We start from the raw sequence: 16,167 nt of genomic DNA on the forward strand, positions 1-16,167 counted from the left end.
GTGCAGCCCAGTGGCATGTTCGAGAGGGACTGGCCGCCTACAGTTGCGGGGGCAGTTTCGGTTCGCGGCAAGCCGCGGCGAATTCCCTGTTACTTCCTTGCGGAAACCGACGCGGGCTTCGTAGCCAAATGCGCCGACCGGATCAAGCCGCATCGGTCCAGGCCTCGGGCAATCGCCTTGGGTAAACGCGTCCGCTTCAGCAGAGCCGGCCGTCCCGCACATCCAGTTCGCTGTGTAGTTCGTTGGCGAAATCCCCAAGCCGCCTTTTGGTGTCCGCTTGGTGGGTCACGAAGCCCGTGAAGCAACGGGATTCGGGGGGGGGCACGGTGTTGGCCGACCGGGACTGGGGTTCTCCCCGGCATCCGCGAGGCACAGACCTCCAGCAATGCCAAGCGCGGCCTCCTCGCCGTAGCGGATGCCGGAAGCGATGGCCTTGCCCCGCAGGCAAAATCCCGACCCGGGGGCCATCGGTTCGCCACGACAATATCGATCACACTCTCACCGCCTGTCCGCGTCCACGCTCAAGCCACAGGTGCACGCCTGACCAGCCCATTTCCCGTGGCGATGGGGCATCCGAATCGGCTCCCGTCAAGTCAGCACTATTTGGTCGATGCGATCGGAGCCGACCGTAGTGAGCTGATCGCTAAGAAGACGGCTCCGGTGACGATCGCGATATCTGCAGTGTTAAAAGTGGGCCAATGCCAAGTGCCTAAATGAAGATCAATGAAGTCGGTAACCGCTCCTTGCTGCATTCGATCGTAGATGTTCCCACTGGCACCTCCAGCCATCAATCCGAAGGCCATTGCATCGGTGCGGTCCTTCGCATAGGGCATCCATATCAACAGAATGCACGTTATACCTGATGTGATCACGGATAGGACAAGAGAAGAGTCTTCGAAATGACTTGACAGGAGGCCGAAACTAATACCGCGATTGTATGATAAAGTAATGTTTAGAAAACTTGTTACATATATGTCTTTCTCCGACCTCGAGATGATCTCGACGATCGCAAATTTCGACAGTTGATCAATCAGGAACGAAGAAACTACGCAAGCGAGGCCCAAGAGACCTCGGGAGACATTTCGGTATCGCTTCATTGTCAGCCTCTGCCGGGATGGAGGGAGACAGCTTCGCCGCTCTAGCTGCTTGAGCTTCAATCGGCAGCCTGCAGTTTCCTGTGGAAACTCGCGTGTGGTGCGGCGACATCTCACGAACTCGTGGCCCATCCGCAATGGACGCGAACCGCAAGAGCCGTTAGCAATTTGGTGACATAGATTAAAATCGGACGGGGGTTGCGCAGTGACCGTGCGGAAGTCGATAGCAGCCATGTGCATGATGGCTGTCTGGTCGTTTTGGGCCAGCGATGCATGGACCCATCCATCCGCGATGGTCACAGGAAGTCTGACATCTCAACCGATCGGGCACTATGAGTTCTGCAAGCGCAATGCTTCGGAGTGCTCGATACGCTCCCGCGACGTGACGCCGACAACTATGTCGAAGGAGTTTCTTGAACGGCTGGCGAAACTCACCGTGTCTGTGAATAAAGCCATCCAGTCGAAAACCGACCTAGCGGTGTACGGAAAAGAGGAATTCTGGACCTATCCGGTCGATGCAGGCGATTGCGAGGACTATGCCCTGGCGAAACGCCGAGTTTTGCTTGGAGCCGGCATCCCGGCGTCGAATCTCCTGCTCACCGTATTACGACGTCAAACCGGCGAGGGACATGCGGTCCTGACCGTTCGAACCGACGTCGGAGACGTCATTCTCGACAACCTCACGGACGCAGTTTTGAATTGGGACGAGACCGGATATATCTATCTGAAGCGACAAGCGATCGATCATACCGGGCGATGGGTGTCGATCCGAGACGGTGATGCGCCGCTGGTCGGCTCTGTTCACTAAGCCCGGAGCAATGCTTCAGCTCGTTGGTGGTCGTCGTCGGCCGAACGTGCCAGCGGTGACGAGCAGCGCTGCGACCACCAACACCGGGACGTGTCCAAACCGGCCGAACAGAGTCCCGGCGGGTGCTGGTGCGGGCAACCGACCATCGATCACACCGCTGACGTTCAGAGGAAGCATGCCGTCCACTCGACCATAACTGTCGACAATCGCACTGACACCACTGTTGGCCGCACGAAGGAGCGGCAATCCAGCCTCGATCGCACGGACTTTTGCCGCAAGAAAGTGCTGGTAAGGCCCGGCGGACAAGCCGAACCAAGCGTCATTTGTGATGTTCAGGATCCACCGTTCGTCGCCCTCGCGAGCGCGTGGGAAAATTGCCTCGTAGCAGATCAAGACCCGCGCGGCTGGTAGCCCGTCAAATGAAACTGGCGCACTGCTGTTACCCGGAATATAGTCTATGTCTCCTACGGTCATCTTCATGGCGCCGAGAACATTTTTGAACGGAGTGAACTCCCCGAACGGCACCAGTCGCACCTTGTCATAATCCGCGACGAGCTGTCCCCGGTCGTTTATCACCAGAAGGCTGTTCAACAAGGCTGCATCCTTAGAGCGACGCTCAGGGGCTTCCCGGACGGCTCCGAAGAGAAGCAGGCCGCCGGGTGGCACGCTGGCCACGAGCGCAGCAGGCATGTTGCGGCCGAGTTCAAAGAGGAGAGGATACGCCGTTTCGGGCCAGACCACGTAGCGAGGCCGATCGCCCCCACCTGACGTGCTGAGAGCAAGGAGCTTGTCGAGGATTCCGTTTGCTTGGTTCGGCTCCCATTTCTGGTTCTGAGGAATGTTCGGCTGGACGAGACGTAACCGTTGGCCGTTGGCAGGGGCGTCAGCGGCAGCCAGACGCAATGCGCCGCCCGCCCATAGAACGACGAAGCCGATCACCGGCGCCAGGATGAGAACGAGCACAGTCGACAAACTGCCGAACCGGAATCTCTCGATGATCAGGATTGGCATAGTCGCCAAGAGAACGGTGAGGAGCCCGAGACCATAGATCCCCACTGCGGAGGTAGTCTGAAGGACTTCATCGCTGAATCCCCAGATGTATCCTATCAGATTCCAGGGAAATCCTGTAAGTACTGCACCGCGGCCCATCTCCGCCATGCACCATGCAGCCGGAAAGATGACGAGTGCTGCCGGGCCTGGTCCGCCGAGATAACGCGTGGCCATTGCAGCGAGCGCCGGAAACATAGCCAGAAATGCGGAAAGCGTGGCCACCGCTGGCCAGGCCAGCACGCCAAATCTTTCGGCCTCGACGGCAAAGCTCTCGTTTATCCAGCTCAGGCCGACGATAAACTGGCCGAAGCCAAAGGCCCAGCCGACCACGAACGCTGCCCAGACATTCGGACTATGGCGTATCAGAAACGCCTGCGCGCAAACGCCAAAATATGCGACTGGAAAGGCGAAATAGGGAGCGAATCCCAACCCGCTCAGCCCACCAATCGCTACAGAAAGTACGAATTGATGACGAAGTCTTATGAAAGACCCGATATTCGAAATCAAGCCAATCCGGTTCATGTCTGGGCCGCTCCGCACCGGCCCCAGCCGACGTAACCAAGCCCAGGAAAGCGCTTGAGCCGCCAAAAGCCGATAAGCGTGAGGCGCCCCGTCATCAGTATGACCATAGCGATCATGATGCCGCCGGCGAGACTATTGAGAACGTGGCCGGCATATCGGACGCGCTTGAAACCAGCAGCGATAGCGCGGAATGCGATAGCAACAACGAGAAAGGGAAATCCCAAGCCCTAAGCTGTAGGCCGCGAGGAGAATTGCACGACTGCCGGCCGATACCGCCGTAAGGGCAGGAAGGGAACCGAGATCGGACCTCTGCAAAGGCATCCAGCCGAAAGCGAACGTAAGTCCAAGCCCTGGCAGCCTGAGATCCCTAAAAAGCACCGGTACCTTGATCGGACCTATCATCACAAGGCCAAAGCGCAGGCGGCGTTCCCGCAGTCAGTGTTCATGGCCATCCTCCGCCTCGGGAGGGGTTACGTCCGCAATAAGCTTCTCCACCTTCGCGGCGGCCCGCAGTTCCGAAATAATCCGTCTTTCCTCCGAAGCTGCGAGGGCTTGCCGGATCTGTGGTGCTACGGCATCGAAAGGCGGGGCTGGCCGGTTGCGCGTCGCCTCGAGCCAAACGACATGGAAGCCAAAGGCTGTTGCAACCGGCGTCTGGGTGAATTCACCTGGCTGTAGCTTAGCGGCGACGGCGTCGATTTCGGGCATGATCTGCCCTTCGGCGATGAAGCCGAGATCGCCGCCATTTTGCTTGGAGAGCTCATCGACGGAACGTTCTTCTGCGAGCTCCGCGAAAGCCCGACCAGCTTTTAGCGCCGAGATGACTTCGAGAGCATCGCTCTCACTGCGAAGCAGTATGTGCCGAAGGCGACGTTCCAGAACCGGCGGGATCTTCGCCGCCTGTTCGGCGTATGCGGCCCTGACAGCCGCATCCGTTACGGCCGCAGCGACGCGTTGTTCCAGAAACAGGGAGCGCAGCGTTTGAGCCTCAAAGAACGCCAATTGCCGTTTGTAGGCGTCTTGTTCGGCCACGTTTGCCGCACGCGCTGCGTCGGCCACGATCTTGAGCTCGATCAAGGCATCGACGAGCACGGAGCGCTTCGCATCTTCGGGCATCTGGCCGAGCTGCTGCGAATACATCTGCTCGGCAGTAGCGAGATCGTCCGCGGTTATCTCCTGGCCGTTGACGCGGCCGACAACGTCGGCGTCCTGTGCTCGGGCGACCGGCCCGAGAGACCACGATAGCGAGAAGATTGTCGTGCCGATGAGAAGCCGGTTCTTCCATCCCCGACATTTGGTCCTGCTGGTCATGAAACCTTCCTACTGCTTGGCGGCAGCGACCAGCGGATCGATGATCGCGCCGAAGCGCTCAATGCTGGGAGCACCCTTCTGCATCTCCCCATTGATGAAGAATGTGGGCGTGGAATCGACGCCGAAGGACCTGCCCGCATCCGCAACGGCCGTGACCTGCTCGAGCAGCTTCTGGTCCTCAAGGCACTTTTCGAAGTCCGCAGTGCTCATTCCGGTCATGCCCATGACCGACCTGAGCGCACCCGTACCGTCAGCCACCCGTGCCCATTTGTCCTGGGTTCGATAGAGCAGATCGATGGTGGGGTACCATTTGTCGTCGCCTACGCACCGCGCCAGCATGAAGCCGGCCGCGGCCCGAGGATCGAAGGGGAACTCTCGCATGATGAACCGGACCTGACCGGTGTCGACATACTTCTTCTTGAGCTCCGGCCACACGTTGACATGAAAGGTGCGGCAATGGGGGCAGGTCAGCGAGGCGTATTCGATGATCGTGACCGGTGCATCGTCAGGCCCGAAACTCTTCTCGGGAAGTGGGCCCGGCGCCAGCAGCGCCTCGGGCGTCGGCTGTGCGGACAGCAGGCCAGGATAGCTTGCAACCATGCCCGTGGCAGCGATGCCTAAAATCAAATTGCGACGTTTCATCTCGAGCTCCTTTCGTGAGGACGAGGTTGTGCAAGCTCTAGCCGCTTGAGAGGCAAGAGACTTTCGCTATGCAAATGCTCGAGTGCCGCTTCTAACGACGATTGGCGTCGGGGTTGCGACGCGATCGTAGAGATCGATGATGTCCTGGTTCATCAATCGAACGCAGCCGCTGGAGACCGCCTTACCAATGGTCCAGTATTCCGGCGTGCCGTGCAGGCGGTAGAGCGTGTCTTGTCTATTCTGGAAGATGTAGAGCGCTCTCGCCCCAAGCGGATTGTCGAGCCCGGGCGCCTGGCCGCCGTTCTCCGCACTGTACTTTGCAAGTTTAGGTTGACGCGCGATCATCTCTGCCGGCGGGGTCCATTTCGGCCACCGCTGCTTCCACTGAATCACGCCTTCTCCCGACCACGCGAAGCCTTGGCGGCCGAGGCCGACACCATACCGCATCGCCTTGCCGCCGGGACGGACGAGATAGAGATAGTAGGATCTGGTATCGACAACGATAGTGCCGGGGCGCTCACCGGTTGGATCATCTACGAGTTGCCTATAGAAGCGCTCATCGACCTTGGTCAGGTCGACCGCCGGGATCGAGAAATCCTCTTCCGGCATCGCCCCGTACATTGTGGACCAACGTCGGGTCTTACCGCCAGATGGCTCGGCGGCAGGCGCGTCTGGTGCCGGCACCACAGGCGGGCCGCCGGTCGTCGCGCAGGCAGGCAAAACCAGCCCGCTGGCGGCCGCCGCGCTCAGGCTCAGGAGTTGTCGCCGGGAGAAATATGTTCGTCCGTCTCTTAGGGTCACTGTTAGGCTCGCAATAGGGTCATTTGGATCCGGCGCTTGCATGGCAAGCGCTCCGGAGCGCGAGGAACGACCTGTTCAGCGCATCATGTCGGGCATGTCTCCCGATCGGAGCGACAATCGATCGTTCTCGTCTTGTGACGCTATCGGGGCGGGGGGACGACTAATGAAATGAGCCCAGGAGGGATGGCGCGAATATGCCCTTCCGGTGGCGAACAATGCGCTTCACGGATGACGGGTACATTCCATTCGGCGAGCCAACTACAACTGTCATGGCACTTCGCCGCCGCGTTGGACGAAATCGGCGCGGTCCCGTCGTCGCTATCTGATGCAAAATCCGCAAAAAGTGAGGCGATCCTGGCCGGCTCCTCGCCGGCTTCGACCGACGAGACCACGGCATGCAGACTGAGCAAGCAAAGCATGAGAAGAGCAAGCAGCGTCCTGGCCATCGCGTCATTCGCTCGGCGAGTGAGGGTCGGCCAAGGCCGCATCGGGACGACTGATCGGCACCGATGTCAAGGAGGTCCGTTTCGCCAGTGCCGACTGGCCATTGCGTTCGAGCAGCTTGCGGAAACTCGGATGCATGCCGCCATCGGCGTAGGCGTGGGCCGAAAGCACGCCGCCGGCGGCAAAAAGACCTTCCATGGCGAGCCGATCGGACTCCGTTCTGGCGGCGACCTGGGGGTCAGGCGCGTTCAACGCCGGCGGACATGCTGCTAGTACATTTCGTGGCTCGCCGCCTTCGAACTCCCTGTCGAAGACATAGCGTCCCTCGCAATAGGAAACCTTCGGTTGCCTCCGCGTGACCTCGAAGATGTCATAGCCCTGCTTGAGGTCGGACCAGAAGGCAAAGTTCGGGTCGTTCCGGTTCTTCGCCATGTTTTGAGGGGTCATCCGGAACGGAAACGCCTGGACTTGGAATGAGGCCTGACCGCCTTTCAGGGCCTCGCGTGCGACCGCATAGATCTCAGCAACACCTTCGTCGGTAAGCGCGTAGCATCCGGAAGACGAGCACGCTCCGTGCACCATCAGCGCTTCCCCGGTATAGCCGAGAGCCGCTTCAAGCTTGTTCGGATAGCCGAGATTGAAAGATAAGTAGAATTGGGAAGTGGGATTCAGCATCCCCGCGGAGACATGGTAGAAGCCCTCGGGCGCCTGCCGATCCCCATTTTCTTTCTTAGGTCCAAGTTTTCCCGACCACCGACACATTGGGTAGGTGTTGAGCAAGGCGAACTTGCCGCTACGGTCGCGCTTCCAGATCTCCAGTTCGCTTTCCTGTTTGAAGATCCTGACGAGGATGGGCGCCGAAGGCGTCATCGACTTGCCCGACATTTTCGCCACGAGTGCGGCAGGGATCGGCTGCGTCGCCTTCCCGTCGACCTCAAGAACGCTCGACACGCATGCGCTCAGGAGGAGCGCAAGTGCAGCAAAGCAGCCCATTCTTAAAGCCGTCACCATCATCAAAGCCATTCGTATCGGCCACAACCATACGCGGCGGCCCCTCGCATTGTCCGCCCACCATAGTTAAAATGATGTTTCCGCCCATAAGCCCGCGAGCGGCAATCAACCGCACCTAGCTCGCCCACCCAGGTAGCAAGGCTGCCAAAGAAGAGACCATGCTTTAAAAGTTCCAGCCATCGGTGCCCCGTATACCGATCATGTTCTCTTCGTCGCGGTCAATGGCCGGCTTCATCCTCGACTATGACCATGGTGGTCACCTTTCCCTTGTCGCCGAAGTCGAGCACAAGTTCGAACGTGTCGCCGGCCGCGGGCGATGTCTTCAGGCCAGTAACCCAGATGTGTTCACGCCATTCGGCAAGCCCGAGTGGCTTGTTGGGAACGAGACTGATGCTCAGAGGCCAGGTCTCTTTGTCGCCAACCTTGAGGCGGAAACGTACTTCGCCGGCGACCGGCGATTCAGCGTCGACCAGCGATACTGTGTCGGCCCCTTGATTGAGGATAGCGCCGTATACAGGCAACCCGTCCACTCCCTCTGGCGGGACCGGGGCCCAGACGTGACCTATCGCGATGGACCCCAGCTTGTAGCTGTGAGCTGACGCTTCGCCGATGGTGGCGAGCGGCAGGAACAGACACACCATGGCAACCAGAAGGATGGAAGGCCATCGGTCAGTCATCAGCCCCGTCCGGCCTGACCGTACTTCGTCAAAATGAAACCTATTGCCTACCATGTCATCTTCTCGGGGCATCGTTGTCGAATTCGACGGTCGACGAACCAGTCAGTCGAGCGTCCGTATCGTCCGACCCTTTTGCAAGATCACGTGCGGCGTCGATCTGCTCGGCAGCGAGGTTCTTTTGTTTGAAGAAGGTATAGGAGAGCGTTACCTCACGAAACGGCTTGGCGTCTTCGTCTTTCAGCATCTGCTCATCGAGATACAGAACCAACGGCATACGCGCGCTTTCACCCGGACCAAGCTTCTCCTCAGTAAAGCAGAAGCATTCTATCTTAAAGAAAAATGGCGCGGTTTGATACGGCGTGACATTAAACGTCGCCCGTGCGACGACCGTCTCGTTCGAAATGTTCTTGGCATAGTAATATACCTTGGTGGGCTCTCCAAATTTGGTCTCGACACTCCTTTGTTCCGGCCGAAACTCCCAGGGCAATCCAGGTGCGACATTGGCGTCAAAAAACACCTTTATGCTCTCATTGCTTGGAGACGGGCCCCGTTTCACGACCTCTGCCGATCGCTGAACAGTGCCGCCATAGCCGGTAAGATCGCAAAACATGCGATAGAGCGCTGGCGAATACGCCACCAGTGCAGTCATGACCGAAAGAATTCCTGCGCTGGCCGCTAGCGACCACATCTTGCCTTGTCGTCTTCTCATCCGAATGCCCTCCAGTCGGACCAACAGTTTCCTACCTGCTGCCTGAGATGCGCCATGAGCAACGCGACACCAAGGCGCGCGCCGTGTTGACGCACTCGTCAGCTTGTGTGCTACCGCTCAGCTCACTTGGTGCTGCCAAGCCGTTCAACCGCAGGGCAGCCGTGAAGGTGGTGATCTTCCAATGATCGTGAGGGACGGCCGCCCGACACCGCTCGCCGCGCCGGCTGCGTCCGCGCCACCGCGCCATCTTTGTCGATGCTGCGGTCTCATCGATGAAGGTCAGCTTCCCGGGACCGAGATCGCGCTGGCCTTCGAGAACCAGGCTCTGCGGCGGCTCAGGACTTCGGGGCGCTGCTGCTCGGCGGCGTGCGCCGTCTTTTTTTTGAACGTGATGCCACGCCGGTCGAGGACAACCAGATCGTCGACGTCACCGCGCCCACGCCACGCTCGCTGGCAAGGCGCTCGCCGATCTCGGCAAGCGTGAGGTCTGGCTCCGCGTCGATCAGGCCAAGAATGAAGGAGCTTCGAACGCGACGGCTGGCCCTGCTTGCGCGCTTCCACCGCGCCGGTCTCGCGCTAGCGGCGCAAGCGCAAGCGTCAAAGAAACACAGCGGCTATCATGCATTGATCGGCTACATATGAGGGCGACGGATTTCCTACGGAGAAGGATCAAGGCACATCATGACCGAAGCACTCCAGCGCCTCACCGCCGACCAGACCAGCGCGCTCGCCCGGCGCAGGAGGCGAACGAATCGGATCATCCTTGCGCTTCTGACCGCCTTTGTCGTCACAGTTTATCTGGTCAGCTTCAACCACATCCGTGGCGAGACAAATGCGTCCGCGGCGTCAGTCAGCACCAGATAGACGTAGAACCAGCAACGCTTGGCCAATCCGCAGGGGCAATGTAAGAGTGGGTCGCACCTGAACCACTAGGGCCCACTCCTTCCATGATGTTGCGCCTTGGATCCTTTTTCGCCGTCGGAGCGGCAGCCTATCTGACTCTATCCACCTTGTTCTGGTTGGTCTGTGTTGGGCTTGGACACAATTCCATGGAGATGCTCTACGGAGGAACTGCCGTTTACCTTCTCACCCTCGCTGCAGCTGCAGTGGGTGCCTGGATCTTGCCAGACGAGATCAGAATCTCTTTTTCATCCACTAGGCTAACCCAACGATTCAAGTCCTCCTGCGACTGACGCTTGAGATCCGTGTCCTTCCAAAGGAGCACCTTCTGCTCGCGGTTGTCTAGAATGAAGTCACCCAGATCAGTGACGACTGTCAGGACAGCGTGTCCACCGCCCTTGGCATTCCGAGCACCGTCAGCAGTAGCGCGCCCAGCCGATATCCCATCGCGTCCTCTTGCGCAGTGCATAGTCTCCGCAGTCGCCAACCTCCCACCGCTCCTCGACGCCGAAAATCTGCATGTCGGTCAACGGCGCAATCGCGGTGTTCACCTCGGCGTTGACGGACACGATTTCCCGCCAGCGTCGCTCGGTATGCCTGATCATGATGCCGTCCGGCCCCCGGTCGCACCGTTTGCTGTAGCGACGACGATAGTCATGGTATCCCACCGGCATGCTGGTGGGTCCGCAGGTGAGCATGTTGCGGACGCTGGCCGGCGGCGTCGAAAAGCGGTCCGCGGCCAACAATCAGTTGATGCCAGTGTCTCCGAGGCCATGGTGATGTATCGTCAGCTGGTCGCGGGATCGAATGATGTCAGCGGTAACCTTCAGCTCCTGGCCGCCTTCAAAGACCAGCGTAAGACGGCTGTCGGCCAGTCCGTCGAGCCGCGATAACGGTTCTTCCAGCAGGAGGCGAACGCCACTAGCACGCATTGTCAATTCGGCATGCCCAGGTACAGGAAGAATTCCCTCCACTGGCATTGCGGCGGATGGACCCGAACCGAATGCGCTGCGCACGACGGAAATCCTGCCGAACGCGTCGCTTCGAATCGAGGCCAGGCTCACCTGCTGATTGGTCCCATTCCAGATCGTCAGGTAGCCCTCGGCGATGGCATCGTCACGGCCTGGCACCAGGATTTCCGCGTGCTCGACCGTCAGAAATTTTGGCGGGTTGGCATGATCGAGCGGGCCGTCGGATGCTTCCAACGGTGTGGCTGCAAAAAATCCGGCGAGAGCCATAGTCGTCAGAAGTGCTCTGTTCACGAGCTTTTGCCTTCTCTCTAATGTCAACTTCTTGGTCCAGCACGATCTCGGCATACCTATGAATCAACTCTCCCGGACAATGCGGCAATTGCACGCGTTTGCACGCGGAAATGGTGAGTCATAAAACATCGTAGCTGGAGGAAGATATGTTGACGATCGGAGAGTTGTCACGCGTCACGGGCGTCAAAATTCCGACGATCCGGTACTACGAGCAGATGCGGTTGATAGCCCCTGCCGAAAGGTCTGGAGGAAACCAGCGGCGGTACGAACCTCAAGCTCGGGATCGTCTGTCCTTTATCAAGCACGCGCGCGATCTGGGGTTCCCAATTGAGGCCATTCGGGAGCTACTGGAACTAAGCGCGCATCCGGAACGCCCATGCGTGGACGCAGATGAAATCGCTATCCGACAGCTCCAGATCGTGCGTGACAAGATCGCAAAGCTCATGCCTCTCGAAAAGGAGCTTGAGCGCATAACGACCCGCTGCCAAGTTGATCATGTAAGGGACTGCTACGTCCTGCAATCTCTAGCGAATCACAATATGTGCGCAAGTGAACACTAACTGACGCAGCGGGACGAGACGTCCTAAACAGGTAAACGACACACATCGCGAAGTGGTGCGATATCAAATTTGGCACACGCTCGCGCCACCGAACTGGGACCTTCGCGGGTTGGAGCGCCCGCGCTTCAGCGTCAGCTGCAATGTGGCCGCCTTCGACCGCGGTGCGCTGCGTGCTTGGCAATCTCCGGGGCAGACAATCCCTCGGCCGCCAGGCGGCCAGCGGACTGTCCTGCGGTTTGAGCCTGTGGGCTTCAGAATGGATCCTCCTCATAAGTCGTCGAGCGGCCGCATTCGCCATCGCTTCCGCCTGTGTCATGTCCCACCGACTTCGACAGTAATCCCGAAAATCGAAGCCCCGCCAGCTATCATCTACGGCGAACCGAACACCAACGGGCCGGGCCGGTTTTCCGGCCCGGAAGCGGCGGGAACAACCGTCGCGGCCGTGTTCCTTCTCGCCTGCAAACATCTCGATGTTGGCGGCAGTGCCCCTTTCGGTCGCCACCTTGATCGCTGCCGTACTAGGGCCAAATCTTCGCCGTCGACCTCAGCCGGCGGGATAAACGAAACCCCGCTTCGCCAACCGACGTAGCCGACGCTGTCGATGCCAATAGAAGAGTTGGGCAAAGCACGAGACGAAAAACGTAAGCCGCCCTGCATCGATTTCGACACAGTCCGTGTAACGCGTCTTTCCATCGGCGAGTTCGTGCACGGAAATCAGGTGGTCCCATCGTCTCATCAGACGGCTGCTTCCATTGTCACGCAGGGACCTGATTCCGTCGACGGCCGGGGGCCGTTCAATGCCGATGACCTGCTCACCGATGGGCACAAAGCCAAAAAGGAGCATGCGGACGCGATGCTTGGCTGGCTTCCAAGGGGCGCCAATCGGAACCGGATCCATGAGGACGAAGCGGACCAAGGGCCAGGCCACCTCGAAGAGCAGGCGGGGCTTGTTTACCTCGGTCCAGACCCGGGCGGCGTCTGCATCCAGTACGGTCGATCTGCGGATAGTAGTCATGGCCCCGTCCGTCTTTCATCGGCGCCTCGTTGATTCCATGCCGGCGCCGCGGCGATCGTCGATACAGGAACGTCAAGCAGTTCCCGCCGCCACAAGGTAGTCGAGGACGACCCTCTGGCTGTCCTCGTATTCTGTGTGCCGTATGTCGTCGAGGGTCAGCGGACCTTTCGCTCCACCTGAAGGTGTTTCTCCATTCCAGGTGACATGGGCGCAATGTCGGCTCCGCTTAGAATAATTGTGCGCTAGGGTCAAACAACTGTTCGACTCCCCGTATCTGGTTTCAAAATACGCCGTCCTTAGCAAGGTGTCCCTGGGCGAAAGCGTGGACGCCGGAGACGTCTGCTTCCGGGCAACGGCAAAGCTTGCCCTATGGCCGAGATGCGGCGCAATCCAGAAATCCATAGTAGAGGCCCGCGCAGTCATCACGGGAACGGTTTTCCCAGCCCGCGAATCTGACCCTTCTCAGACCGTGCTGTGGGAACGTCGCTAGGTGTGTTTCGGCGTGCAGAAGTGGGTCTGACCCACATTTGATGATTTCCCCATGACGGCGTGGCGCTGTTTCCTGAGGGAAATCAGCATCATGGAGAGCATTCTTGCGTTGTTATCCTTGATCCCGGCCGGATCTCTTGTCGAGAGCACCGTCGAGGAGAGCGGAGTCATTGTGGTCTCGGCCCGTGGGGGGCCGAAGACGCTGTGCGGAACGGTTCATAGATAATTCTACGCCGACGCTGCTGAGATGGAGGTCGATCCCGTGACTATGACCTTGTTGCATGAGCTTCTGCTTCGTTACTTTCCGCAGGCGTCCGGGAGAGCGCCTCAAACGTGGATTCGCTCTATAATCGAGGAACTGCGGGACAAAACATTCCAAGAGTGAGAACCACTGTGAAACGGTACTAGTTCCCTAGTTCGCATTCGCCCTGGTGTTCATCTCCCGAAGCTGCGTTATGTACTGTTGCGGCCGCAGCCAGTGGGATGGAGCCTTGTACCCCATCGAACGCGCAATCTTCCCCACGAACGCATTGCAATTGTAGAACGTTGCGTTCCAGACCGGCGAACTCGCCTGCAGCCTTGTTATGTAAGCCACGACTTCTCGGTATTCGGGTTCGCTCAACATTACCCGCCAGCTCGCCGAGCGGTAGGCCTCTTCGAGGTCACCATCGCTCCACCCCGTCTCGGCCGGCACTGGTATGAAATGCCCCAGGACGTAAGGAGTGGCGCTGTGCGACGCCGGGGCGAGGCCGGCGACTTGGGGATTGATCATCGCTCCCCCCTGGTTCGTGCGCCCAAAAATGACGTACGTGTGGCCATAGCTGAGAGCGTATCGGGAGCGAAACTCGATAAAATACCTGTTGCCGCGCTGCGACTCGGCGACAGCGGCACCTCGAGTGTCAGACACGAAGCGGGGGCCAGGTGACGTGTCATCCGACTGGCAACCAGCCGCGACCGTTATTATGGCGAGAACAGCAAGACGGCAACTTACGGACTTCATCCCCATTTCACGCTCCAAACAGTGCAGACCCAAATCAACGTCTCGCAGCGGTGATAACCATGTCAAATGACCAGCACCGGCGTCCCGAGCGGGCTGCGGTTGTAGAGCTCTATGACGTCCTAATTTACGACCTGCCTTAGACCAGTTAGGTCCCTGCCACGAATGAGCAACCTCAACCGCGAAGGAAAGTTATCGAGTAGTTTCTTACACTCTACGTGGCACCTCTGTTCGGCAAGGAAAGAGGAGCCACCTAGATCGCGTAGAATAAGAACGCCGTTCACCGACGAACATGTTGTCGGCAGGCACGTTATCGTGAAGCCGCAGTAGCCGCCAGTGGGCTGATAATTTCTCTGCGACCGAACGCAGACTGATCGATCGCGCGCCGAAAGCAAGCCGCTTGTGTTCTTCCAGGCCCTGACACTTCTCGACCGCATCTCATTTTCCCAACTGCAGCGGCTCTGCAATGGAACCTGAACGAATCGCTGCGCGGAAAGCTTGGGCGCCGCGCGCGATTTTTGATCCCCGAAGCGCGAACTCCCCCCGGCAAACTTTTCACCGCTAGCCAGAACAGTGGATCGTTAACCGTGACGCAGGGTACCGCGCAGGACCGCCGCGGAAAGGGTTCGTCCTAAGACGACTTCGCGGTGCAAGGGAAAAATGCACTTGCCTCTTTAGCTGCCAGAGGGATTAGCGTGCTGGCCGAAGGGAGGATGCGATGAATGAGGCTTACGGGGTTGAAAGGTGCGATGCGCGTGTTGTCGAAAGAATAGAGGTTCCGGCCGCCGGACAACATCGACGGCGAGGGCATGCTCTGGAAGATCAAGAGCAGGCAGGTCGACAACCCTTCGATGTCTGCGGCACCATGCAGCGACGGACCCGCTCGTCATCAGCCTAAATCCGAAGGTACCCAGGCGTCCTCAAGGCCGAATCCCGCCAGAACCCGAGCCAGTGGTGCCCTGTCGCGCGGACTTAGCTTAGATGCCGATCAGGCATGATGGCAAACCTTCGGAAAAACAACAACGTCATCGCTGAAGCTTCCCACGAACGACGACTGCTCCGGCAACATCGACGCCATGAACCTGAAAAACCTGCGTGGCGATCCAGACCGATTGTGGAGCCAGCGTTGCTCAGAACCTCCCGCGCGGTATCCTCCTCAGTTCCGAGCGGCCGATCCCATCCCCGGTCTGCTCTCAGGAGCCATCTCGTTCGGTTCTGTTCATCGCAATCCTCGGTGCTTGTAGGTCAGCGGCCTCACAGTCGCTGACCATCTGGCAACATGGGCGAAAGGCCCTGTCTCTCGGAATGAGTATTCGGTGTCCGTCTAGTCAGCGGGCCATGTGGAACCGCTGCCCGCTCCCTCGGCTCTTCCCGCGCCGCCGACCTGGCTAATCAATTCGGCCATGCGGGTCTTGGCTTTGCCGGGCAGTTTCGCGGTTTCGGCCGCATCGAGATTTGCAGTGCTTTCACCGACCTGGATTACGCCGACCATGCCCATGCCGAAATGGGGCGCGCATTTGTAGCCGTAGATCCCTTCCACATCGAAGGTCACGGTGATTTCGCCGGCGGCTTGTCGCACTTGACCTAGGCTGCTTTTGCTTTACCTAATTGGTTAAGGGTTTTCGGGTGGATATTGACTTTGCGACCACGAAGCTCGAGAAGGTCTGTCTGACCAGCAGGGCGTTGGTCAGGGAGTTCGGAAGCGCCGTCAGCGAGGCATTCGAGAGGCGCTATGCCTTCCTTGAAGCGGCGCCGTCGCTGGCGGATGTCCCGGCAGGGCGCCTCATCGCCGTCACCTTCTGGGCGGGGACCGCAAGGGCCAGTGGTCAGTGGCCGTGAAGAACGGCGTCTGTATTTGCCTGGTCCCGAACCACG

Annotated in this window: 17 protein-coding genes and 1 riboswitch; of the genes, 4 read left to right on the forward strand and 13 right to left on the reverse strand. The window is 59.1% G+C overall.

Annotation, left to right across the window (positions count from 1 at the left end):
• Window positions 1–126: riboswitch (cobalamin riboswitch) on the reverse strand. This riboswitch is flagged as partial in the annotation.
• Window positions 127–599: 473 nt separating this feature from the next.
• Window positions 600–1,334, reverse strand: coding sequence for a signal peptidase II (gene lspA, locus HUI96_RS24875; RefSeq protein ID WP_337918620.1), 735 nt, complete (start codon window positions 1,332–1,334; stop codon window positions 600–602).
• Between lspA and HUI96_RS24880 the strand changes: the two genes are divergently transcribed.
• A complete protein-coding gene (locus HUI96_RS24880) occupies window positions 1,333–1,902 on the forward strand; it encodes a transglutaminase-like cysteine peptidase (protein WP_337918621.1) in 570 nt (189 codons plus the stop codon). The two genes, lspA and HUI96_RS24880, sit on opposite strands and share 2 nt — an antisense overlap.
• 15 nt (window positions 1,903–1,917) lie before the next feature.
• On the opposite strand, the gene lnt is transcribed toward HUI96_RS24880, so the two are convergent.
• The 7 genes from lnt to HUI96_RS24915 all read right to left on the reverse strand — a co-directional run bounded on the left by lnt (window position 1,918) and on the right by HUI96_RS24915 (window position 9,069).
• Window positions 1,918–3,474, reverse strand: a complete 1,557-nt coding sequence (gene lnt, locus HUI96_RS24885) for an apolipoprotein N-acyltransferase (protein WP_210320318.1) — start codon at window positions 3,472–3,474, stop codon at window positions 1,918–1,920.
• Between the two features lie 435 nt (window positions 3,475–3,909).
• Window positions 3,910–4,614: a peptidylprolyl isomerase gene (locus HUI96_RS24890; RefSeq protein ID WP_237684362.1), complete on the reverse strand. Its 705-nt coding sequence runs from the start codon at window positions 4,612–4,614 to the stop codon at window positions 3,910–3,912.
• A 180-nt stretch (window positions 4,615–4,794) separates the two neighbouring features.
• Entirely contained in the window at window positions 4,795–5,427 is a 633-nt protein-coding gene (locus HUI96_RS24895) for a DsbA family protein (protein WP_188257413.1), read from the reverse strand.
• 66 nt (window positions 5,428–5,493) lie between these two features.
• Complete coding sequence (locus HUI96_RS24900) at window positions 5,494–6,228, reverse strand: L,D-transpeptidase (RefSeq protein ID WP_337918622.1); 735 nt, start codon at window positions 6,226–6,228, stop codon at window positions 5,494–5,496.
• Window positions 6,229–6,678: 450 nt separating this feature from the next.
• Window positions 6,679–7,686: a L,D-transpeptidase family protein gene (locus HUI96_RS24905; RefSeq protein ID WP_188257414.1), complete on the reverse strand. Its 1,008-nt coding sequence runs from the start codon at window positions 7,684–7,686 to the stop codon at window positions 6,679–6,681.
• 215 nt (window positions 7,687–7,901) lie between these two features.
• Entirely contained in the window at window positions 7,902–8,360 is a 459-nt protein-coding gene (locus HUI96_RS24910; protein WP_188257415.1) for a copper chaperone PCu(A)C, read from the reverse strand.
• A gap of 55 nt (window positions 8,361–8,415) precedes the next feature.
• Window positions 8,416–9,069, reverse strand: a complete 654-nt coding sequence (locus HUI96_RS24915) for a cytochrome c oxidase assembly protein (RefSeq protein ID WP_188257416.1) — start codon at window positions 9,067–9,069, stop codon at window positions 8,416–8,418.
• A 681-nt stretch (window positions 9,070–9,750) separates the two neighbouring features.
• Here HUI96_RS24915 and HUI96_RS24920 point away from each other — a divergent pair.
• Complete coding sequence (locus HUI96_RS24920; protein WP_188257417.1) at window positions 9,751–9,933, forward strand: hypothetical protein; 183 nt, start codon at window positions 9,751–9,753, stop codon at window positions 9,931–9,933.
• A 214-nt stretch (window positions 9,934–10,147) separates the two neighbouring features.
• Here HUI96_RS24920 and HUI96_RS29955 read toward each other — a convergent pair whose 3' ends face one another.
• The 3 genes from HUI96_RS29955 to HUI96_RS24930 are packed head-to-tail and all read right to left on the reverse strand — an operon-like array spanning window position 10,148 to window position 11,231.
• A complete protein-coding gene (locus HUI96_RS29955) occupies window positions 10,148–10,438 on the reverse strand; it encodes a transglutaminase-like cysteine peptidase (protein ID WP_273033215.1) in 291 nt (96 codons plus the stop codon).
• Window positions 10,386–10,667, reverse strand: a complete 282-nt coding sequence (locus tag HUI96_RS29960) for a transglutaminase-like cysteine peptidase (protein ID WP_337918623.1) — start codon at window positions 10,665–10,667, stop codon at window positions 10,386–10,388. The genes HUI96_RS29955 and HUI96_RS29960 overlap by 53 nt, the downstream gene beginning before the upstream one ends.
• Before the next feature lie 48 nt (window positions 10,668–10,715).
• Entirely contained in the window at window positions 10,716–11,231 is a 516-nt protein-coding gene (locus HUI96_RS24930; RefSeq protein WP_337918624.1) for a copper chaperone PCu(A)C, read from the reverse strand.
• Window positions 11,232–11,377: 146 nt separating this feature from the next.
• Here HUI96_RS24930 and HUI96_RS24935 point away from each other — a divergent pair, with 146 nt between their 5' ends.
• Window positions 11,378–11,791, forward strand: coding sequence for a MerR family transcriptional regulator (locus HUI96_RS24935; protein WP_188257419.1), 414 nt, complete (start codon window positions 11,378–11,380; stop codon window positions 11,789–11,791).
• 1,916 nt (window positions 11,792–13,707) lie between these two features.
• Here the strand turns inward: HUI96_RS24935 and HUI96_RS24940 are convergent.
• Both HUI96_RS24940 and HUI96_RS24945 read right to left on the reverse strand, forming a co-directional pair.
• The gene (locus HUI96_RS24940) at window positions 13,708–14,295 is read right to left on the reverse strand and encodes a hypothetical protein (RefSeq protein WP_188257524.1); all 588 of its coding nucleotides are present in this window, start codon (window positions 14,293–14,295) and stop codon (window positions 13,708–13,710) included.
• Between the two features lie 1,321 nt (window positions 14,296–15,616).
• Window positions 15,617–15,871 carry a plastocyanin/azurin family copper-binding protein gene (locus tag HUI96_RS24945; protein ID WP_188257420.1) on the reverse strand — a complete coding sequence of 85 codons (255 nt, stop codon included), beginning with the start codon at window positions 15,869–15,871 and terminating at the stop codon, window positions 15,617–15,619.
• A gap of 47 nt (window positions 15,872–15,918) precedes the next feature.
• Between HUI96_RS24945 and HUI96_RS29150 the strand changes: the two genes are divergently transcribed.
• Window positions 15,919–16,131 (forward strand): hypothetical protein, encoded by a 213-nt coding sequence (locus tag HUI96_RS29150; RefSeq protein ID WP_210320319.1) that lies wholly within the window; start codon window positions 15,919–15,921, stop codon window positions 16,129–16,131.
• Window positions 16,132–16,167: the final 36 nt, after the last annotated feature.

This window comes from Pseudaminobacter soli (ex Zhang et al. 2022) (assembly GCF_014595955.1).
Classification (GTDB): domain Bacteria; phylum Pseudomonadota; class Alphaproteobacteria; order Rhizobiales; family Rhizobiaceae; genus Kumtagia; species Kumtagia pseudosoli.